Here is a 20985-nt window from a genome sequence, read left to right on the forward strand (position 1 = left end):
GGGGGTTACCCCCACCCGTAAGGGAAAACCCTTGCGAGAAAGGGGCGTTCAGCGCAGGGAGAGCCGGAAGGACATCTGGCCGAATCCGACCATGTCGCCCGCCCGGACCGCCACCGCGCCCGTGACCCGGCGCCCGTTGACGGTCGTGCCGTTGGTCGAGCCGAGGTCGCGCAGGACCCACAGGCCGCCCTGGAGGGAGAGTTCGGCATGCAGCCGGGAGACGGTCTCATGACTGAGCCGCAGTCCGTTCACCGGGTCGCGGCCGATCCGCAGCGGGTACGGGCCGGGTTCGGGCAGGAGCAGCTTCGGCAGCCGCTCGGCATGCCAGGCACGTCCGACCTTGGCGGTGAACGCCGACATCTTCTCGACCGCGCCGACCACCCGCCGGGTCCAGGGGGACTCGGTCTGCAGATCGGCGGTGAGGAGGGCCAGTTCGTCCGGCCGGCGCGCGGTGAGCGCCCGTTCCATCCGGAACAGGAAGGTGTCGTGCGAGAGCCTGCCCTGCGCGGCACCCTCACGGAGCAGCACCAGCGCACGGTCCCGCTCGGCGTCGGTGAGCCGAGCCGAGTGCGTGGGGATCTCGAAAGGCGTCGTCACACCTGTGATTGTCGGGCCGAGGGGCCGGAGGTGTCCAGAACGGGCCCGCACGAGGTACGGGACGCGCCGGGCGCCACCGGCTCCCGGCTGCCAGGATGGACGCCGTAGTCGTTGGCCCATCGACGAGGGGATCGGCCGGTGCTGTTCGAGGTGTGGGCCCCGCAGGCCCGTGACCGGGTGTCGCTGGAACTGAACGGTGCCGGGCACCTGCTGGAACGGGACGCCGAGCGCGCGGGCTGGTGGACCGGTGTGGTGGCGGCCCGGGACGGCGACCGCTACGGCTTCTCCCTGGACGGCGGCCCCGTGCTGCCCGACCCCCGCTCCCGCCGCCAGCCCGCCGGACCGGACGGCCTGAGCGCGGTCGTCGACCACGACGCGTTCGTCTGGTTCAACGAACCCCCGCGGCTGCGGCTGCGCGCCGCGGTCCTGTACGAACTGCACGTCGGGACCTTCACCCGCGACGGAACCCTGGACGCGGCGGCGGAGCGGCTCGGGGAGCTGGCGGGGCTCGGCATCACCCATGTGGAGCTGATGCCGCTCTGTCCTTTTCCGGGGACGCGTGGCTGGGGGTACGACGGCGTCGCGCCGTGGGCGGTCCATGAGCCGTACGGCGGGCCCACGGCGCTCAAGCGCTTCGTCGACACGGCCCACGGGCTCGGGATGGGCGTGGTCCTGGACGTGGTCCACAACCACCTCGGACCGTCGGGGAACCACCTGCCGGCCTTCGGCCCGTACTTCACCGACACCCACCACACGCCGTGGGGCGCGGCGGTGAACCTGGACGCGCCGGGCTCGGACGAGGTCCGCGCCTATCTGCTGGGCAGCGCGCTCGCCTGGCTGCGGGACTACCGGATCGACGGGCTCCGCCTCGACGCGGTGCACGCCCTGGCGGACACCAAGGCGCTGACGTTCCTGGAGGAGTTGTCGGAGGCCGTCGACGAGCTGGCGCGGGAGCAGGGCCGTCAGCACTTCCTGATCGCCGAGTCGGACCTCGCCGACCCCCGGACGACCACGCCGCGCGTCGCGGGCGGTCTCGGCCTCCACGCCCAGTGGAACGACGACTTCCACCACGCCCTGCACACGGCGCTGACCGGGGAGTCCCAGGGCTACTACGCCGACTTCGCCCGGGCCCCGCTGGCCGCGCTCGCCAAGACGCTGACCCGGGTCTTCTTCCACGACGGTACGTACTCGAGCTTCCGGGGCCGTTGCCACGGCCGTCCGGTGGACCGGGTCCGTACCCCCGCGCACCGGTTCCTGGGCTACGCGCAGACGCATGACCAGATCGGCAACCGGGCGCTCGGCGACCGGCTGTCGGCGACGCTCTCCCCCGGGCTGCTCGCCTGTGCGGCGGCGCTGGTCCTGACCGGCCCCTCGGTGCCGATGCTGTTCATGGGCGAGGAGTGGGGCGCGGGCACGCCCTGGCAGTACTTCACCGACCATACGGATCCGGAGCTCGCGGAGGCGGTACGGCGGGGCAGGCGGCGGGAGTTCGCGGAGCACGGCTGGGCGGAGGAGGACATCCCGGACCCACAGGAGCCGGCCACGCGTGACCGCTCGGTCCTGGACCGCTCGGAGCGCGAACGCGCCCCGCACAACCGGCTCCTGGCCTGGCACCGGGAGCTGATCGCCCTGCGCCGGACGCTGCCCGACCTGACCGATCCGGACCTGGCGGCGGTGCGGGTCGCCTTCGACGAGGACGCCCGCTGGCTGGCCTTCCGCCGCGGGGTGCTGCGGATCGCGGTCAATCTGGCCAAGGAGCCCGCGGAGATCCCGCTCGGGACCAACGGCCGCGACCGGGTCCTCGCCGCATGGGAGCCGGTCGAGGCACCGGGCGCGGACGGGCTGCTGCGGCTGCCGGCGGAGTGCGCGGTGGTCCTGACGGACGGGTGACCTCCGGCCCGCCCCGCCGGGCCGTCCGGACCGGGGGTTCCGCACGACGTAGGGCCGGGGTCCGCACGACGTACCGCCGGGATCTACTCCACGATCGCCATCTCGTGCGGGGTGTTGTTGAAACGCCGGGCCCCTCCCCCGCCGCCGGGGCCGTCCTCCGTCGCCGTCACGATGTCCTCGATCCGGACGCCGAAGCGGCCGGGCAGGTAGACGCCCGGCTCGATGGAGAAGCACATGCCGGGCACGATCGGCCGCTCCTCGCCCTCGATCATGTACGGCGGTTCGTGGGTGGTGACGCCGATGCCGTGGCCCGTGCGGTGGATGAAGTACGCGCCGTATCCCGCGTCCGTGATCACCTTGCGGGCGGCCCGGTCCACGTCCTGGCAGGCCGCGCCCGGCCGGACCGCCTCGAACCCGGCCTGCTGCGCCTCGCGGACCAGGTCGTGGACGCGCCGTTCCTCGTCGGTGGGTTCGCCCACGTGGACGGTACGGGTGGTGTCGGAGCCGTAACCGTGCTTGAGGCCGCCGAAGTCGAGGACCACCATGTCCCCGCGCTCGATGACCCGTTCCCCCGCCTCGTGGTGCGGGTTGGCGCCGTTGGGTCCGGAGCCGACGACGGTGAAGTCGACCTGGGAGTGACCGGACCGCAGGAGCGCGGCGGCGAGGTCGGCGGCGACCTCGGTCTCCTTGCGGCCGGCGAAGCGGACGGTGAGGATCTCGCGGTACGCCTCGTCGGCGGCGGCGCCCGCGGCCGCGATCCGGTCGAGTTCCCGCGCGTCCTTGACGGCCCGGAGCATCGGGAGTGCCTCGGTCAGCGACACGTACGAGGTGGCGGGGAGTGCCTTCTGCAGGCCGAGCAGGTGCATCGCCCAGGCGTTGTCGCTGACGCCGAAGCGGCCGGCGGCGTCGAGGAGGGGCGCGGTGACGGCGTACGGGTCCTTGCCGTCCGTCCAGTCCCGGAGCGTCAGCGCGGGGGCGCCCGGGGCGTTCTCGGCGTCCGGGGCCTCCAGCGTGGGGACGACGAGGACCGGCTCCCGGCCGGCGGCGAGGACGAGGACGGTGAGCCGTTCGGTGACGGCGGTCGGCTGGTAGCCGGTCAGGTAGGCCAGGTCGGGGCCGGGGGCGACGAGCACGCCGTCGAGCCCGGCGTCGGCCGCCGCGTCGGCGGCGCGCGCCATGCGGGCGCGGTAGTCCTCGGCGGTGAAGGGGGCGGGGATGGTGCTGACGGACATGGGCTCTCCTCCTCGACGTACTGCGGTCCTGGGCCGGGCGCGGGCGCCCGCTACCGCTCAGCTCCGGTCCGGGCCCGGCCCCTGGGTGATGAGCCGTTCGAGCAGTTCCTGGAAGTCTTCGCCGACGACGATCCGCAGCTCACCGCCGTCCTCGTCGTGCTCGCTGAGCTGGGTGAGCGTGCCGCCGCGCCACCAGAAGACGTACGGGCTGATGGCGCCGGGGGTGTCCTCGTAGCCGGAGGCGGCGAACGAGGCCATCGCGCCGAGCGCGGGGACGATCGTGGTGTCCCTGATCGGGTGGAAGGCGAGTTGGTGCCGGAAGGGCAGGGCGACCAGGGCGCCGTGCTCGCCGAGCGGCCGCCCGGTGACGCGGCGGACCACCGCGTCCAGGTCGAGGACGCGGCTCGCCGTGTAGAAGGAGTCCCCGAGGAGTACCTCGAAGCACATCCCGTCGGCGTCCCGCACGGTCTCGTGGCCCTCGACGGGCAGCCCGCGCAGGTTGTCCAGCGCCCGGGCGCGCAGCCGCTGGAGGTCGCCGAGGGGTTCCAGGGCCTCGTCGGTGAGCATCATGACGCTCTCCGGAAGGTCGAGGGCGAGGATCTCGTACAGTCCGGGCGCCACCGACCGGGCGTAGCCGAAGGTCCCGGGGTCGATGCCGTCGCCGCTGACCACCCGGGGGTAGAGCTGGGAGCGGATCTGCTCCGGTGGGAGGGTGTCGAGCGCGGAGGGGCCGTCCATGGTGCGCAGGACCAGGCCGACGTGGCGGCGGACGATCTGGGGCCAGAGGCGTGGTCCGCGCCGGTCGTTGTGGCAGACGGCGGCGAGGTTGCCGAGCCCGAACTGGCGGCCGCCGTCGTCGCGCACCAGGTCGGCGTAGACGGTGACTTCCAGGCCGAGTTCGGCGAAGGACTCCCGGACCAGGCTGCGGAAGAGGGCGGCCTCGCGCTCGGAGAAGTACGAGAACTCGGGGTCCCTGGGGACCTCTTCGCCGTCCCGCCTGGGTGCTCGCCGGAACAACCCCACGTGCGCCGCCTTCCGTCGCCGTTGCGTCGTCGTCCGGTCAAGCCTAGCGAGGGGGCCGCGGACCGGTCCCGGCCCGGGCGGTGCCGCGCTCGGCCCGGGCAGTGCCGCGCTAGGCCCGGGCGGTGCCGCGTTCGGCTCAGGCGGTGCCGCGTTCGGCTCAGGCGGGCAGGAGGCGCGCGAACTCGGCGGCGGGGCCGCTCGGTTCGCCCCGGGGCCGGAGCAGTTCGGTGCGGTGGACGAGGCGGGGCGCGAGCAGCGGGACGGCGACGGCACCCTCGATCGTGCGCGCGAGGGAGACCGGCAGCAGCGTCAGGCCGTGCCCGGCGGCGGCCAGGGCGCCGAGGGTGCGGCTATCGGTGCCCTCGTGGCGCAGGGCGGTACGGAAGCCGTGTCCTGAGGGGCCCGCGTGGGCGGAGCGCAGCCGGTCGAGGGGGAGCCCGGCGTCGGGGGCGTCGAGCCAGCGGGCGTCGACGAGGTCGGCGAGGCGCAGTCCGTCGCGGCCCGCGAGGGGGTGGCTGTCGGGCAGGACCACGGCGAGCGGCTCCTCGGCGACGCGTACGGCGGTCAGCGGGGCGACGTCGGGAAGCCGCAGCGGGTCGCTGGGGGCGGCGAGTCCGTCGACGAGGCCGAGGTCGGCCGTCCCGGTGGCGACGGCGGCCGGCACCTCGTCGCGGGGCAGGGTCCGCAGGGTGACGCCGGCGGCGGGCAGGGCGGCGAGGGTACGGGGGTGCAGGGCGAGCGGGGAGGCGGCGAGGGTCAGCCGCTCGCGGGGTCCGGCGGCGAACCGGGCGAGGTCGGCCCGGGCGGCGTCGAGCCGCAGGAGCAGGGAACCGGCGTGTTCCAGGAGGCGTGCGCCGGCCGGGGTGGGCGTGACGGGGCGGCGGCCGAGGAGGGGCAGGCCGAGGTCGCTCTCGAGGGCGGCGATGTGCTGCGAGACGGCGGACTGGGTGTAGCCCAGCTCCCGCGCGGCCTCGGAGAAGGAGGCGAGCCGGGCGACGGCGACGAAGGTGCGGAGGTGGTGCGGGTCCATGAGGACCCGAGCATAAGCGTTCGCGATGGGTGGTGCAGGAATCATCGTTGGACGTGAACCCGCCCGGCCGACCAGCATGGTCGGCATGACACACACTCCTTCCATCGCCCTGGTCGGCGACCGTTCCCCGCATGTGAAGTCCCACCTCCGCATCCCCGTCCTGCTCGACGCGCTGGCCGAGCGGGACGGCCTCCTCCTCGACGCGTACTGGATCCCGACGCCGGACGCCGAGGCGCCCGGCGCGGTGAAGGGCTTCGACGCGGTGTGGGTGCTGCCGGGGAGCCCGTACGAGAGCGAGGCGGGGGCGCTGGCGGCGATTCGTACGGCGCGGGAGGACGGGATCCCGTTCCTCGGTACCTGCGGCGGCTTCCAGCACGCGCTGCTCGAGTTCGCCCGCGACGTCTGCGGTCTGACCGGCGCGAAGCACGCCGAGAACGACCCGGAGGCGGACGGCGACGACCTGTTGATCTCGCCGCTGGCCTGCTCGCTGGTGGGCCACGAGGGCGTGGTCCGGGTGGCGCCGGGCTCGCTCGCGGAGTCGGTGCTCGGTGCCGAGCGGACGACGGAGCGGTACCACTGCAACTACGGCCCGGACAGCCGCCATCTGGACACGCTGCGGGCCCACGGTCTGCGGTTCACGGGCGAGGACGAGGAGGGCGGGGTGAGGATCGCGGAGCTGCCCGGGCACCCGTTCTTCATGGCGACGCTCTTCCAGCCGGAGCTGGCGGGGGACGGCACCCGCCCGCACCCGCTCGTCCGCGCGCTGGCGCGGGCGGCGGCGGAGCACTCGTCCGCGGGCCCGGAGAGCTGAGACAGCAGCCCGTGCCCCCTGGCCGATCAGCTCATCCGGACGACCAGGTGGGCGCGGGCGCGGCCGCGGGTCACGAGGCGGGCGTTCGCCTCGTCGGAGTCCCGGACCCAGCGCTCGGCGTGGGCGCGGTCCTTTCCGAAGCGGACGTGGCGTTCGACGAGCCGCGGCACCCGGCACCGGTCGTCCAGGTCGAGGAACCACGCCTCGTCGAGGAGCGGCAGGACGCCGGCCCAGTGGCCCTCGTCGTGGAGCAGGTAGTTGCCCTCGGTGATCACCAGCGGGACGTCCGGGTCGACGGGTATCGCCCCGGCGACGGGTTCCTCCAGGGCGCGGTCGAAGGCGGGGGCGTAGACGGTGGTGCCGGGTTCGGGGGTGCGGAGGCGGGCGAGGAGCGCGGTGTATCCGGCGGCGTCGAAGGTGTCCGGCGCGCCCTTGCGCTCGGCGCGGCCGAGCCGGGCCAGCTCGGCCTGGGCCAGGTGGAAGCCGTCCATGGGGACGAGTGCGGCGCGTCCGTCGAGGCGGGCGACGAGCCGGGCCGCCAGGGTGGACTTCCCGGCGCCGGGCGCACCGGCGAGGCCCAGGATCCGCCGTCGGCCGGGGACGGCGAGGAGCCGGGCGCGGTCGGTGAGCTCGGCGAGCAGCTGGGCGTCCATGCGGGGATTCTGCCACTCCGTTTGACAGCGGGCAGTTGTACGTATGACGTTGGGCTCATGTCCTCCCTCGCTCTTGTCGCCCTCGTCGTCCGTGACTACGACGAGGCCATCGCCTTCTACACCGACGCACTCGGCTTCGACCTGGTCGAGGACACCGACCGGGGCGACGGCAGCCGCTGGGTGGTCGTCCGCCCGCGGGCCGCCGCCGGGGAGGCCGGCGGCCCGGGCCTCCTGCTGGCCCGCGCGAAGGACCCGGCCCAGGAGTCCCGCGTGGGCACCCAGACCGGCGGCCGGGTCGGCTTCTTCCTGCACACCGACGACTTCGCGCGCGACCACGCCCGGATGACCGCGGCCGGGGTGCGCTTCCTTGAGGAGCCGCGCCACGAACCGTACGGCTCGGTCGCCGTCTTCGAGGACCTCTACGGCAACCGCTGGGACCTCCTCCAGCCGACGGTGCGGAACGGGTGAACTCTCGGACACACCACGGGCGACGCGTTCGACGGGGCCCGCGGCCGGGCATCCTCACGACAGGAGCGCCCCGCTCGGACGTATGAGCGAAAGAGCCAACTGCCGTACGAGAGGCTGGAGTCCGGCTTCCGACGCACCGACCGGGACCCCTACGATTCACCTGTCCCCGGGCGCCGGACGGCCGCGGGGCCTCATCGGCACGCCAGGGGAAGGAAGACGCGGTGGCGACATCCGGACGCGCCCGGGCCTGGCGGCTTCCCGCATCGGTCCCGGGCGTCGTGGCCGGCGCGGCGGGGACGCTGCTCCTGGGCCTGGCGATCGGGCTGGTGGCCGATCCGAACGCGCTGGTCGGCACCGGCGGTTACCTCTTCGGCGCGGGCCTCCTCCTCGCCGTCGGCCTGTACGGCAGCACGTACTCGATGGACCTCACTGCCCTGCGCGCCGACCTGTCCGGTGTCGTCGCCGCCGTGACGCTCGGTGTCGTCCTGAAGGCGTCGCTCATCGCCGGTGTCATGGTGCTGTCGTTCGGGCGGCCCGAGTACGTGGTGCTCGGCATCGCGGTGGCCCAGATCGACCCGCTCTCCGTCGCCGCGCTCGGCAGGAGCGGACGCATGTCGCCCCGCGCCCGGTCCCTTCTGACGGCATGGGCGTCCTTCGACGATCCGATGACGGTACTGCTGACGCTGTATGTCGCCGCCTACGCCCATACGGCGGCGGGTCACGCGGGCGCACCGGCGGTCACGGGCGACGGAGCGCGCGGCTACGCGACCGGGCTTGCTCTGAACGCGGCGCTGCTGGCGGGCGTGGTCCTGCTCTGGTGGGCCGGGCGGAAGGCGGCTCCGGCGGTGGCGGCCCGCCTGCCGAAGGCCCGGCACGCCGGGACGGTGCTGACGGGCGCGATGGTGGTGGCGATGCTGGTGCTCGCCGCCGCGGACATGCTGATGCTCGCGGTGGCGGTGGCCGGTCTCGTCGTCCGCACGGCGGTGCTGGACAAGGCGGTCGACCGCGCGGTCACGGCGGCCTACCTGGCCGCGTTCCTCGCGCTCGGCCTGTTCCTGGCCCAGGGGGTGGCGCTGCTGCCCGGTGTCGTCCTCGGCCTCGCGGCGTTCGGCGCGCAGGCGGTGGTGGCGCTGGGTGTCATGCCCCTCTTCGTGCGGGGTCTGGAGCGGCGGGACCGGATCGCGCTCGGCCTGGGGCAGCAGAACGGCATCACCGCCGTACTCATCGCGCTCGCCCTGGAGCGCGACTTCCCCGGGACGGTCGCGACCGTCGGCCCCGCCGTCATCACCGTCAATCTGCTGCACGCCACGTCGCAGGCGCTGCTGGCGCGTCCGCCGCGCCGGTGGCGGCGACGCGACCGGGGGGAGGAACTCGACGCCGGCGAGGAGCGTCCTGCGGGGTACGACCAGCCGGCGGCGAGGGAGACGTCGCCGCGCGGGCCGTTGGCGAACGGGCGCTCCCCGGCCTGACCGGGGGCGGCAGGCGGGGAGTCGGCGGACGTCAGGGGAACCGGCGCGGGGCAGCGGCCGGACGGGGAGGGGCGCATGAGGCAGAAGTCGAGGCACGGCACGGTGGCGTCACCGCTCGGCGGCCGGGTGAAGGGCGGGGGTGCCACCGCGGCGATCAGGCCGCCGGCCGCCGCGGTGATCAGGCCGCCGGCCGCCGCGGTGATCAGGCTGCCCGCCGCCACGGTGATCGCGCTGTCGGCCGTCGCGGTGATCGCCTCGCCGGCCGTCGCGGTGGTCGCCTCGTTGGGCGCCGCCGCACCGGCGTTCGCCGCGTCCCCCGGTTCCACGGAGCGCGACGTCCAACTCGTCTACTGCCTGGACACCGCGCACCGCGGGGACCTGGTCTCGGCCGCGGTACGCCTCGGTCTGCTCAGGCCGGACGTGTCGACCCCGGACGGTGTCAAGCCCGTCGCCCCCGTCGGGCGCATGAGCCTGGAGAGCTGGGCGGTCCGCCACGAGGGCGACTTCGCTCGGGCCTGCACGGCGCTCATGGCGGCCTCGTCCGACGCGCCGGGCGCCCCGGCGGAGAAGAAGCAGGACGGCTGGTTCGAGGCGTTCCTGACCTCGCTGCCCTTGCTTGCGGTGGGGGCGCTACTCACCCTCGGCGGGCAGATATCGGAGCGACTCGCGTCCGAACGCCGCCTCCTTGGACAGCAGTTGGACGCCGGCGTGACGGCCTTCCGGACGGCGGCGCGCGCCTACCTGGCGGCGTACGAGGCCGATCCGCAGGCGGACCACACCGCGGTGGTGACCGCACGGGAGGCGCTGCTGGGCGCCCTCGCCCAGGTGGCGGGCCCCGGTGCGCGGCGGGAGCGGGCCCAGTCGCTCGCCGACCGGCTGCCACTGGAGCGTCCACTGCCCGGCGCCCGCGGCGGCTCCCTGCTCGGTACGGCGGCCCGCGCCCGGGACGCGCGGGAGGTACGGCGGTCCGTGGAAGGGGAGCTGCGCGCCGTGTCGGAGCTCAACCGGAGGGCGCTGTACTGGAGATGGCGCACGGTCCGCGCGCGGCTGACGCGCCAGGCCCCGGGGGCAGCGGTATGACCGTACCGGCCCAGCACAACCCGTACGGCGTGTTCGTGCCCCGGAGCAGGCAGAGCCTGCCCCATGTCCCCGCCCGGCCGATGGTCGATCATCCGCTGGTGCCGTGGGACGACGAGAGCCACGTCCGGCAGTGGGTGGACGTCGATCACGCCCAGGAGCAGCTGGACGCCTTCAGGCTCTGTCTGGACCGGCTGCCCGAACTGGTCAACGACGGGGTGGACCACGGCCGTCTGGTGGTGGTGACCGGCCCGGCCGGCATGGGAAAGACCACGCTCATCCACCGGTGCGTCCACGAAGCACGGCAGTACATCTCCCGGTTGGCCCCCGCGACGGACGGCGAGCCCACGCCCCTGACGGACATCGTGGCGATGGCGGCCGGGTACGACAACAACGGCAAGGCCATCAGCACGGACGAGAACGGCGACTTCGCCTCGACACCGGCGATCAACTCCACCATCCGGGACAAGGTCGTCGCCGCTCTGGGCAGGCATTTCACCAACCTCGACCCCGCGATCTCCCAGGAGGCCCCGGCCAAGGCGTTCAGCGCGATCAGCACCCTGCTCTTCCGGCAGGACGCGCTGCTGTTCGTGATCGTTCCCCACATCGACTGGAAGGACGCCGGTGTGCGGACCAAGTTCCTCAAGACATGTCTGAAACACGCGCAGAGCAGGATCGTACTGTTCGTCGAGATCAGTCATGGCACGGACGAGGCGGCGGCCGAGGTGGTCAGGGAACTGCTGCCCCACCCCGCCGTCACGCACCTCGCCCTGGAGAGCCTCAGAGGGGAGGACAGGGTGCGGTTCAGCCGGAGCGCGCGCTCGGGTCACCCCGACCCGGACGACACCCTGCTGGCCGGCTGGAACCCCGCCGACGTACGGGAGTTGCGGCAGGTCTACCACGCGACGGCCGAACGCCAGATACGCGAGGGCCGACCGGTCCGCATCACCGCCGACGAGCTGAGAGAGCACACCGGCGGCCTGGACCTGGCCGCCCTGCGCCGCGACCCGCCCCAGGGTCACCCCGGTCATCCGTCCCACCCGCCCGCCCGTCCGCCGCTCGGATCGACAACACCGGAAACATAGGAGTGCCGTCGTGGCCCCAGACAGCGGAGAGATCTGGCACAGCAACCCCTTCCCCCTGACCCCCGTCGTGCGCCTCGGCCCCTCGGCCGACCTCGGGGACGTACCCGTCGAGGCCGCGGACTCGGGCAACGCGACGATCCTGACGCCGACGCTCGACGAGCTGCGCCACCTCGTCGACGACTATCTCGCCGCACCGGCCGTCGGCGGCCGACGCGGCAGGGCCATCGCGCTGGTGGGCGAGTTCGGCCTGGGCAAGAGCCACGCGCTGCGCGAGGTGTACACGACGCTCGGCGCGCGCCCGGACACCCCGGCGACATGGATCGTGGACGAGCCCGCCGAGGACATGGGCGGGATGTACCGGGACCGGTTGCGCGGTCCGGGCGACAGCCCCCAGGGGCGGCGCGCCTTCGAGGAACTGGTCCGGGACTACTACGCGTACGTGACCGCGAACCGGATCGGCGCCCAGGGCAGCGATCCGCGCCTGGGCACGCTCGACGGGATCGCGGCGGGGCTGCGGGACCGCAGCCTCGACCCGGACAAGGTGGTCTCGGCGCTGCGCTACGACCCCGAGGTGATCCACGCGGATCTGCGCGGCACGCTGGGCGAGGTCACCGAGCACCGCCGGTTCGCCACCGCGCTGGCGCTGCTCCAGGAGCCGCCGTTCACCCGGATGGTGTGGGCGTGGCTGAACGGCGGGGAGCCGGCCGAGCCGCTGCGCGAACGCGGGATCACGGAATCCATCGGCCCGTCGGCGGGCCACGGCGGGCCGCAGCACCCCGCGGGCGGTATCGACCGGGTCTTCGACGCGCTGGCGGTGCAGGGCTTTCTGCACGGCCGGGTGGGCAGCCCGTACGCGTTGCTGATGGACTCGCTGGAGAAGGTCCTGGAATGGCCGGAGGCGACCAAACGCCCGTTCGTGGACGCCTTCGAACGCCTCGTGAACATCTATGTGAGCCGGGGCGGTCTGCTGGTCTTCTGCGTCTCGCCGCTGGGACTGCGGGCGCTGCGCCCGAGTGTGCACGAGCGGATCGTGCAGCTGTGGCCCAGCGGATTCGACGAGCGGCTCACCGGGCAGCTGGTCACCGCGTACGCCGGCCCGGGCGGCACCGGCACCGGGCGAGAGGGCACCAGGCGGGACGGCTCCGGCACCGGCGCCGGTGCCGGACGTGACGGGACCGGACGCGAGGGCAGCGGGCGCGACGGCAGCGGCGAGCCGGCGGGCCGGTCCTTCGGCCCGTTCTCCGCCGAGGCGCTGCGGCTGCTGCACGAACTGACCGAGGGCGTCCCCCGCGAGGTGCTCAAGACCTGCCGCCAGGCCTGGCAGATCAGCGCCGACCCAGCCGGGGCGGTACGGAGCGTGACCGCCGCGGCCGTGCTGCGGGCGGTGCGCGACCTGCACGAGAAGGTGTCCAGGGAACAGGTCCTCTCGGACGTCCAGGAGGCCCTGAACCTGGGGCAGTGGCGCATCGCGTCCCACCAGCCCGTCCCGGCCCGCCTGTCGTCCCCGCCCGATGCCCCGGAGGAGGTGCTGTACTGGCTCTCCCCCGTGCCGAACGCGTACCTCCCGGTGATCCTCACCCGCTCGGTCCTCGTCGCCGACGACGCCGAACGGATCGCCGCCCAGGTGCACGGCCTGCGCAGCACGGTCCGTCCCGGGTGGTGCGAGCCGCTGCTGGTGATCAACGGCCATGTGTCACGCGCCATGCGGGACCGGCTGGGCCGCTCCATCGGCTCGCGGCCTCTGGTGTACCGGCAGACCACCGACTTCCCGGGCGGCGTGGACCAGGCGCTGCGGCAGCTGGCGGGGCGGGTCGCGGAGGGGCGGCGGGAGGAGGGCCTCGTCCAGCTCGGCGAGCGCATGCGCCGCGATCTGGAGCAGCAGACGGTCCAGCTCGCCGAACTGAGCCGGACCGTGGCCACGATGGCCTCGATGACCTCGGCCGGGCGACCGGGCGGGACGCCCCCGTATGCGGACCGGACCCCGTACGGGGAAGCTGCCGCGTACCGGGCACGGACCGCGCCCGTCCTCGGCGACTTACCGGCGGATACCGAGCCCTCCGCCGCGACGGAGGCGGCCGGCGCGAGTCTGCCGGTGCCGGTACGGCGCCGGTTCCAGGAGGCCCTCACGGTCCTGGACACGGTCACCCGGCGCGTGGCCGGACGGACCATGAGACGTCGCTCCACCGCCACGCCGGCCGAGCTCGGCGTGCTGGGCTGCGCCACGCTCGTACGGACACTGACGGAGGAGTTCCGGGGCGCCGTGGCGGCCTGGCACGGCGCCGCGCTCCCGGGCGCGCCCAGCGAGTCGCAGTGGGGTGAACTGCGGCGTATCTGCCGGGAGTACGAGCGGGCGGTCGAGGTGTTGCCGGTGCATCTGCTGGGCAGCGCGGGCCCCCCTCACCCGCGGACGGCGGCCCGCACGGTGGAGGTGCTCGCGGAGGAGGTGTGGGGCACGCTCAGCGCGACCGCGGTACCGGGGTGATCCCGCGCAGCGCGCTCGCCAGCCGGTTCAGCCGGATGTCGGCGTTGCCGACCTGGGTCTGGTCGAGGGTGACACCGATGAGGAACTCGCGGGCCGAGGTCCACACGACGTACACCGCGCCCTCCTGCACGTCCAGGACCAGCCGGTCGATGGCCGGCCGGCCGTCCTCCGCCGGGGCGACGAGGTGCAGCGCGTCGGTGAGCCGGACCAGGTGTCCGCGCAGGCCGCGGGAGAGGTCCCGGTAGGCGGTGCGTCGGCTGCGCACGCTGACGTCGATGAAGCGCGGGCCGAGGTCCGGCGCGTCGAAGACGTCCCCGGCGCACACCAGGGTCAGATCGCGGTAGTAGCCGGCGTACTGCAGGTCGGTGGTGTTGACGTGCTGCCGCCACAGGGCGCGCAGCCGCTCCTCGTACGCGGGGTCGGGTGCGGCGGCCGTACCGAAGTCGACGCGCGCCGCCACGCTTCCGGCGTCGCCGGAGGCACGCCGGGCTCCGGCCGTGAGGTCACCGCCGGGCAGCTCGTCGGGCAGGCTGTGCACGTCGGTACGGATCCGGGTGACCAGCCGGTTCATGGCGGCGTCCACGGCGTCGACGCACTCGGGGCTGTCGGTGAGCGCCGCGAGGTACTCACCGGGCTTGACGCGCCCGCCCCACAGGCCGCCGCGCGCGTTGGCGACCACCGTGCGCATCAGCTCTCCGGTGCCCAGGGGGCGCAGGAGCGCGCCGAGGTCCTGGGTGCAGAGCAGCAGCCTGCCGCCCGGCAGCGACTCGTCCTGCCGGTCGTCGCCCGCCTCGGCCACCATGCTGCTGAGGGGCGGCCGGTCGGTGCGGCCGACCACGAAGTCGAGGATGCCGTTGCTGTAGTGGGACAGCGAACGCATCCCGGGTTCCGAGGCGACCGCCTCTTCGCACAACTCGGTTATCCGGCCGTGCCGTTCGGGAGACCAGTGGTGCTCGGTGAGGGTCTCGGTGCGATGCGGTGCGGGGGCTGCCACGTACGCTCGCCTTTCGCTGGATGACTGCGGGGCGTCTGTGCTGTCCGACGCCCCACACCGATGCCGTGCCTGCGGGTGACCGAATTCCTTCTGGTCCGTCTTCCTTCTGCCCGTACGGGTCGCGTCCGTACTCGTTGTGTCCGTACTCGTTGTGTCCGTACTCGTTGTGTCCGTTTTCCTTGTGTCCGTCTTCCTTCTTACAGCCCTGGGAGCTCCAGGTCGATGTCGAAGCCCGAAGGAGGGACGGCGGTGTCGGCTCCGGTCAGCCGTGCGTGGTGCGCCTTCACCCGCCGCCCGTCGGGGCGGTGGGCGACGCCCAGGTCGCGCAGCCGGTCCAGGGCGCTGCGGGCGAGCTCGACCGCCTCCTCGGTCCGGCCGTCGGCGGCGAGGGTGGCGGCCAGGGAGTTCTCCGCGGCGGCGACCCAGGGGTGGGCCCGGCCGAGTTTGTGGCCGAGGCGGTCGAGTGCCCACCGGCCCGCCACCTCGGCGCGCTGCAGATCGCCCGTCGCCCGCAGGTACACGCCGTGGCGGACGTCGCTGAGCGCCGTGTACGGATGTCCCGTGCCGAACCGTTCGGCGAGCAGCTTCCCGCACTGCCGTGCCTGCAGTTCGGCCTCCTCCACCTTGCCGAGGGCGTGCAGGTCGGCGGCGTAACTGAACTGGCAGCGCAGGGTGTCGAGACGGTCGGCGCCGAAGCGGCTGATGTACTCCCGCAGGGTCCGCAGGTCGCGCTCGTGCGCCATCTCGAAGCCGTAGCGGGGGTCCCTGGCCGCGGGGAAGCCGTCGGCGAGGCGGCGCTCGCTGACGGCGAGGCCGACCTCCGTCCTCAGCCGCGCCGCGTCCCAGGCGTCGCCGTGCCGGCGCAGCCGCTGCCGCAGCAGGTCGCGGGATTCGCCGTCGCGGCCCGTCGCGCGGTAGAGGTGGGCGAGCAGGTCGGCCGAGCTCCAGGCCACCGGGTCGTCCTTGCCGCCGACGGCCTGGCGGTAGCGGAAGCGCTCCTCGACCCGGGCGAGGGCGGCGGCGACGCGGCCGGTGAGCGCCTCGGTGAGGGCGAGGTTGCGCTCGACCTGGATCGTGGCGGGGTGCTTCCAGCCGAGCAGCAGGGTGAGCCCCTCCACGGCGGGCCTGATCTGCATCAGGGCGTCCTCGAAGCGGCCGAGCGCCCGCAGGGTCGCCGCGTGCGAGTCGGCGGAGAGCAGGGTGCGCGGGTGGGTGAGGCCGAGCAGCCTGCGGTGGCCGCGCAGGGCGGCCTGGGACAGCTCGCGGGACTGCTCGTACGCGCCGCCGAGGCGGTGGGCGCGGGCGGTGAGGTTGAGCAGCCGCAGGTATTCGGGTGTGGGTTCGTCGCCCTCGCCGGCCCATTCCCTGCGGGCTTCCTCGGCGATGTCGAGGAGGCGGGCGAGGTCGGCGCTCTCGCCACGGGAGGCGAGCGCGTTCAGGTGACGCAGCAGCGAGCGGCGCACCCGGGGCCGGCTGTCCTCCCACAGGCGCAGCGAGTTCACCTCGCGGGCCCACTCGGGCGGCAGGTCCTCGTCCCGTGGCCCGTACTCGGCGAGGACACCGCGCAGCACCGATTCGACGTGCCGCCGTTCGTCGGGGTCCATGCCGTCGCGGATCAGGTCCCGCAGCGCGTGGTGCTGCGCCAGGGGCTGCTCCTTGTGGTCGAAGTCGACGTCCAGGAGGCCCACTTGGGCGAGTGACCACAGGGCGACGCTCACCATGTGCTCGTCGGGGAGCTGGACGTCGTCGGGGTGGCGGGGGCGGGCGTCGGCGGGCTCCGGTCCGGCCGAGTCGTCGCGGGCCAGTTCGGACAGGATGCGGCGCGACAGCAGCAGTTCCAGGCCCATGCCGCGGCCGGTGAGCAGGGAGGCCGCGTTGAGGAGCCAGCCGAGGGCGTCGTGCGCGGGGCTCTCGGCCCGCCATGCGGCGGCGCCCGGGGTGGCGGCGGCGAACTGGCGGGCGACGCGGAGCATGACGGCGACGGGCGGTGCGGAGTCGGCGGCACGGAGGATCTCGGTCTTGCCGGTGCGGTGGGCGGCGAGCAGGTCCGCGACGGCCGCGCGGACCGCCGCGTCCTGGCTCATGTGGTCGTCCCGGTGGTGGGCGTCGGCGCGGGCGGCGAGGCAGCGGGCCGCCAGTCGCAGGGCGAGCGGGACGAAGCCCACGGTGCTGCCGACCTGTTGGGCCTGGTCCTCGGTGAGCTCCGGCACGTGTTCGCCCAGCAGTGCGGCGCATTCGGCGGGCGTCATGGCCCGCATGGGGCAGGAGGACAGGTGCGGCGGGACGGCGTCGCGCGGGTCCTCCGGCGGCGCGACCCGGCTGGTGATCAGCAGATGGCCGTGTTCGTGCGGTACGGGGAGCAGGCCGCCGAGGTCGGCGGGGTCCGCCACCCCGTCGTAGACGATCAGCCAGCTGCCCGCGTCGTCGCCCGGGCGCGAGAGGCGGGTGAGGAGCGGGGAGATGTCGCCGTCGGCGGCGACCGTGCCCAGCCGGTCCCCGGCGGTGCCGAGTTGGGCGGCGAGCCGGGTCATCCCCCGGCGCATGCGCTGCGGCTCCCAGGCGCGCACCCACCACACGACGTCGTATCCGGCGCCGTAGCGGTGGCACAGTTCGCGGGCGGTCTCGCTCTTGCCCCAGCCGCTGGGTCCGTGGAGCACGAGACCCGCGCCCGCGCTCCCGGCCTCCCGGAGCTTCTCCTCCAGCGCGGAGAGCAGGTCGTCGCGGTCGACGAAGCCTCCGTTGCGCTGTGCGACGTTGGTGGTCTCGGGCAGGCGCGGGAAGCGGGTGTCCGCGGTGCGTGCGCGGGGATCGGCCGGCCCGAGGCCGAGGCCGGTGTAGAGCCGCCGCAGCGCCTCGTCCTCGGTGGGGACGCGCAGGTCGATCAGCTCGTGGTGCGCCGCCTCGGAGTTCGGGAACGCCGCGTCGACCAGGACGATCCGTACGTCGGTGTGGGAGAGGGCGCCGATCTGGGCGAGGAGCGTGTCGTCGCCGTCGCCGGGCGAGAGGAAGAGCAGGGCCGTGCCGGGCTCGGGCCGCCACCCCGTGTACGTGTCCGCCCTGCGCAGCTCGATCCGGAGCCCCTTCTCGCCGAGCCGGTCCCGCAGCCAGGCCGCCCAGAGGACGTGGCGTCCGGAGTGGACGACGGTGACGCCGTCGAGCCGGGCCGGGCGGCGCGCCCGCAGCCAGTCGGCGAGACGCTCGTAGTACTGGCGCAGGCCGGCGACGGTGCCGGCGCTCTCGGTCTCGACGGCGAGGCTGCGGCTGTCGAGGTAGAGCGGGTTGTACGGGATCTCCAGGAAGGGGAACTCGCGCTCGCCGAGGGTCTGGGCGAGGGCGGAGAACTTGCGTCGGGCCCGCTCGCGTCCCTCGCGCAGCCGGTCCCGCACCCCGACGTCGCTCTTGAGGCCGAGGGTGAGCAGCCGTACGGGCCGCCCGCCGCGGCGAGCGGACAGGTCCTCGGCGAGGGCGACGGCGCCGTCGATGGACCAGGCGGTCAGCGCGAAGCAGATCACGAGGGCGTCGGCGGACTCCATCAGCCTGCCGGGCTCCACGGCTCCGGGGGCCTCGGGCACCGGCGCCTCGATCAGGACATGGTCGTAGCGGGCCGCGACGGGGTCGGCGGCGAGCGCGGCGAGCCCGTCCGGGTCGGCCCGGGTCACGGCGGCGACCTGCCCGGCGACGGGCTCGGGCACCGTGGAGCTCGCGGCGCTCGGGGAGCTCGCGGCACCCGTGTGGCTCAGGGCGCTCGCGGAGCCGTCCTGTCGGGCCCCGGGCCGGCCGTCCACGAGCAGGACGCTGCGGTTGCCCTCGGCGAGGATGTCCGCCGCGTTGCGCAGGGTGGTACTCAGGCCGAGGTTCTCCGACGTGGTGAAGAAGACGGCGAACGAACCTGCGCGGTCCAAGGGGTTGGCGTCCGGCATGACCTCTCCGCTCGGCGAGGTGGCGGCAAATAAGGGTGGACATAACAGACATACGGAGCTGCCAGTATAGGACCGGCCCGTCCTCGTTCCCGCCCCGCCGGGCCGACCCCGCTCACGCGCTCTCGGTGTGCCCGGTGACGAACGGGTCGCCCGCCGCACAGCTGTCGTGCACGCGGCGCAGCAGCGCGCCGAGCACGGAGTCGGGAAGGGCGGCGACATCCTCCAGCGCGAGCGCGGCGATGTCCAGGACGACGGATTCCGCGTCGGGTCCCGGAGGGACCGGGGCGGGGCCCTCGGCAACTGCCATGGTGTCCCCTCCGTGAAGTCGCGTGGACCGGGAGACCGGTGTCCTTCCCAGCCTAGCGCCGCCCCGCTCCCCCAGGGCAGTCGGCGGACGGCCCGAACTGGCCCAACTCGGTTTCCGGGGCCACCCGTTGGCTCATTCGTGATATTGACGCCCGGCGCACCGCAACCGAATACTGGACGAACGGAGTGGGCCCGGTCCCGATGTCCGACGGACCGCCGGCACACGCTTTCGGGGGGAGCGGATGAGCCGACCGCCACTGCGCCATGGGGAGCCGCCCTGGCCGAGCTCCGCGGACGTGGTGACACGCGAGGCGGCGGGCTGGGTGCCGTATCCGCTCCACTCCTTCGTCCTCAAGGTCCACAGCCGCTGCGACCTGGCCTGCGACTACTGCTACATGTACCGCTCGGCGGACCGGAGTTGGCGCACCCAGCCACGGACGATGACCCCGGCCACCGTCGCCCGTACGGCGGAGCGCATCGCCGAGCACCTGTCCGCCCACGGGCTGACCGAGGCGGGTGTCGTCCTGCACGGCGGGGAGCCGCTGCTCGCCGGCGACACGATGCTGGCCGATACGGTCCGGACGCTGCGGGCGGCGGTCGGGGACGGCGTACGGCTGCGTTTCTCCCTGCAGACCAACGGCGTCCGCCTCACCGAGCGGCGACTCGACCTCTGCGGCGAGCTGGGCATCCGGATCGGGGTGAGCACCGACGGCGGCCGCGCCGCCCACGACCGTCACCGGCGCGGAGCCGACGGACGCGGCAGCCACGCCCGGGTCGGCGCGGCCCTGCGGCTGCTGGCCCGGGAGCCGTACCGGCCGCTGTTCGCCGCCCTGCTCTGCACGATCGACCTGCGCAACGACCCCGTGCGCACGTACGAGGAGCTGCTCGCCCAACGGCCGCCCGCGATCGACTTCCTGCTGCCGCTGGGGCACTGGCGCACTCCGCCGCCCGGGCTCGCCCCCGGCGCGCGCCGCACCCCGTACGCGGACTGGCTGTGGGCGGTCTTCGAGCGCTGGTACGGAGCCCCGTCGCGCGAGACCGGCGTACGCCTCCTGGACGATCTCATGGCCCTGCTGCTCGGCGCCGCTCCCCGAACGGAGGCGCTCGGTCTCTCGCCGGTGCGGTACGCGGTGGTGGAGACCGACGGCTCCCTCGCCCAGGACGACACCCTGCGCACGGCGTACGACGGTGCGGCCCGCACCGGTCTCGACGTATGGCGCCACTCCTTCGATCTGCTGCTGCGCCATCCGGGCGTCGCGGCCCGCCAGTGGGGTGCGGACGGCCTGTGCGCGACCTGCCGTGCCTGCCCGCTGCACCCGGTGTGCGGCGGCGGCCACTACGCCAACCGCTACCGTCCGGACACCGGGTTCGCCAACCCGAGCGTGTACTGCGCCGACCTGGCTGCGCTGATCGGGCGCGTACGGGGCCGGCTCGCCGAGGACGTGGCGGCGCTGACCCCCCTCCCGACGACGACAACGGCGGCGACGGCGACGACGGCGACGACAACGGCGGCGAGGGCCTCACGCCCGCTCTCGTCGCCCACGGAGCTGGCATGACGCCGCTGCCGCACCATGTACCGGGCGCGCTGTTCGACGCGCTCGCCGCGGGCGGCGGCGGGTCCGAGGCGATGCGCCTGCTCGCTCGCGCCGAGCACAGCAGGCGCCTCGCCTGTGTGTACGCGGTGCGGGTCGCCGCCCACGAGGCCGGCGGCGCCGCGGCCCAAGCGGCCGAGCAGGCCTGGGAGCTGCTGGTGAGCGCCGGCCGGGCGGCGCCCGACGCCGTGACGGCCGTCCTGACCCACCCCTCGGCCGGACCGGCCCTGGTCGGCCTGCTCACCCGTCTCACGCGTCCGACCGGGCACTGCGGCGAGGGGGTCCCGCCGATGCACCGGCTGACCGCGCTCGCCGCCGCGGCAGCGGTCCGCGCCCGCCTGCCCGCCGAGGTGCGG

16 protein-coding genes and 1 pseudogene are annotated in these 20985 nt (G+C 74.3%); 9 read left to right on the plus strand and 8 right to left on the minus strand.

Going from position 1 to position 20985, the window contains the following annotated elements:
* Positions 1–48: 48 nt before the first annotated feature.
* Positions 49–597, minus strand: a complete 549-nt coding sequence (locus J7E93_RS30245) for a DUF1707 and FHA domain-containing protein (RefSeq protein ID WP_215073201.1) — start codon at positions 595–597, stop codon at positions 49–51.
* A gap of 138 nt (positions 598–735) precedes the next feature.
* Here J7E93_RS30245 and treZ point away from each other — a divergent pair, with 138 nt between their 5' ends.
* Complete coding sequence (gene treZ / locus J7E93_RS30250) at positions 736–2487, plus strand: malto-oligosyltrehalose trehalohydrolase (protein ID WP_215073202.1); 1752 nt, start codon at positions 736–738, stop codon at positions 2485–2487.
* Between the two features lie 83 nt (positions 2488–2570).
* Here the strand turns inward: treZ and J7E93_RS30255 are convergent, their stop codons facing one another.
* From J7E93_RS30255 to J7E93_RS30265, 3 genes are all read right to left on the minus strand, one after another.
* Positions 2571–3719 (minus strand): aminopeptidase P family protein, encoded by a 1149-nt coding sequence (locus J7E93_RS30255; protein ID WP_215073203.1) that lies wholly within the window; start codon positions 3717–3719, stop codon positions 2571–2573.
* Between the two features lie 57 nt (positions 3720–3776).
* Positions 3777–4742 carry a hypothetical protein gene (locus J7E93_RS30260; RefSeq protein WP_215073204.1) on the minus strand — a complete coding sequence of 322 codons (966 nt, stop codon included), beginning with the start codon at positions 4740–4742 and terminating at the stop codon, positions 3777–3779.
* 157 nt (positions 4743–4899) lie between these two features.
* Positions 4900–5772 carry a LysR family transcriptional regulator gene (locus J7E93_RS30265; protein WP_215073205.1) on the minus strand — a complete coding sequence of 291 codons (873 nt, stop codon included), beginning with the start codon at positions 5770–5772 and terminating at the stop codon, positions 4900–4902.
* A gap of 76 nt (positions 5773–5848) precedes the next feature.
* Here J7E93_RS30265 and J7E93_RS30270 point away from each other — a divergent pair, with 76 nt between their 5' ends.
* Complete coding sequence (locus J7E93_RS30270) at positions 5849–6583, plus strand: hypothetical protein (protein WP_374105448.1); 735 nt, start codon at positions 5849–5851, stop codon at positions 6581–6583.
* Between the two features lie 26 nt (positions 6584–6609).
* On the opposite strand, the gene J7E93_RS30275 is transcribed toward J7E93_RS30270, so the two are convergent.
* Positions 6610–7236, minus strand: coding sequence for a nucleoside/nucleotide kinase family protein (locus J7E93_RS30275; protein WP_215073207.1), 627 nt, complete (start codon positions 7234–7236; stop codon positions 6610–6612).
* Positions 7237–7293: 57 nt separating this feature from the next.
* Between J7E93_RS30275 and J7E93_RS30280 the strand changes: the two genes are divergently transcribed.
* The 5 genes from J7E93_RS30280 (at position 7294) to J7E93_RS30300 (ending at position 13817) form a co-directional block, all read left to right on the plus strand.
* Positions 7294–7704: a VOC family protein gene (locus tag J7E93_RS30280; RefSeq protein WP_215073208.1), complete on the plus strand. Its 411-nt coding sequence runs from the start codon at positions 7294–7296 to the stop codon at positions 7702–7704.
* A gap of 221 nt (positions 7705–7925) precedes the next feature.
* Entirely contained in the window at positions 7926–9173 is a 1248-nt protein-coding gene (locus J7E93_RS30285; RefSeq protein WP_215073209.1) for a hypothetical protein, read from the plus strand.
* Between the two features lie 75 nt (positions 9174–9248).
* Entirely contained in the window at positions 9249–10253 is a 1005-nt protein-coding gene (locus J7E93_RS30290) for a hypothetical protein (protein ID WP_215073210.1), read from the plus strand.
* Positions 10250–11335: an ATP-binding protein gene (locus J7E93_RS30295; RefSeq protein WP_215073211.1), complete on the plus strand. Its 1086-nt coding sequence runs from the start codon at positions 10250–10252 to the stop codon at positions 11333–11335. The genes J7E93_RS30290 and J7E93_RS30295 overlap by 4 nt, the downstream gene beginning before the upstream one ends.
* A 10-nt stretch (positions 11336–11345) precedes the next feature.
* Positions 11346–13817: a hypothetical protein gene (locus J7E93_RS30300; protein ID WP_215073212.1), complete on the plus strand. Its 2472-nt coding sequence runs from the start codon at positions 11346–11348 to the stop codon at positions 13815–13817.
* Here the strand turns inward: J7E93_RS30300 and J7E93_RS30305 are convergent.
* From J7E93_RS30305 to fxsA, 3 genes are all read right to left on the minus strand, one after another.
* Positions 13792–14811: a hypothetical protein gene (locus J7E93_RS30305; protein WP_215073213.1), complete on the minus strand. Its 1020-nt coding sequence runs from the start codon at positions 14809–14811 to the stop codon at positions 13792–13794. The genes J7E93_RS30300 and J7E93_RS30305 overlap by 26 nt on opposite strands.
* A gap of 197 nt (positions 14812–15008) precedes the next feature.
* Positions 15009–18731: an FxSxx-COOH system tetratricopeptide repeat protein gene (gene fxsT / locus J7E93_RS30310; protein WP_215073214.1), complete on the minus strand. Its 3723-nt coding sequence runs from the start codon at positions 18729–18731 to the stop codon at positions 15009–15011.
* Positions 18732–18843: 112 nt separating this feature from the next.
* Positions 18844–19038 (minus strand): FxSxx-COOH cyclophane-containing RiPP peptide, encoded by a 195-nt coding sequence (gene fxsA / locus J7E93_RS30315; protein WP_215073215.1) that lies wholly within the window; start codon positions 19036–19038, stop codon positions 18844–18846.
* A 241-nt stretch (positions 19039–19279) separates the two neighbouring features.
* Between fxsA and J7E93_RS30320 the strand changes: the two genes are divergently transcribed.
* Both J7E93_RS30320 and J7E93_RS30325 read left to right on the plus strand, forming a co-directional pair.
* Complete coding sequence (locus tag J7E93_RS30320) at positions 19280–20593, plus strand: FxsB family cyclophane-forming radical SAM/SPASM peptide maturase (protein WP_215073216.1); 1314 nt, start codon at positions 19280–19282, stop codon at positions 20591–20593.
* Positions 20590–20985 (plus strand): annotated as a pseudogene (locus J7E93_RS30325) (HEXXH motif domain-containing protein); the annotation flags it as partial. The gene J7E93_RS30320 and the pseudogene J7E93_RS30325, both read left to right, overlap by 4 nt.

It is taken from the genome of Streptomyces sp. ISL-36, assembly GCF_018614205.1.
Taxonomy (GTDB): Bacteria; Actinomycetota; Actinomycetes; order Streptomycetales; family Streptomycetaceae; genus Streptomyces.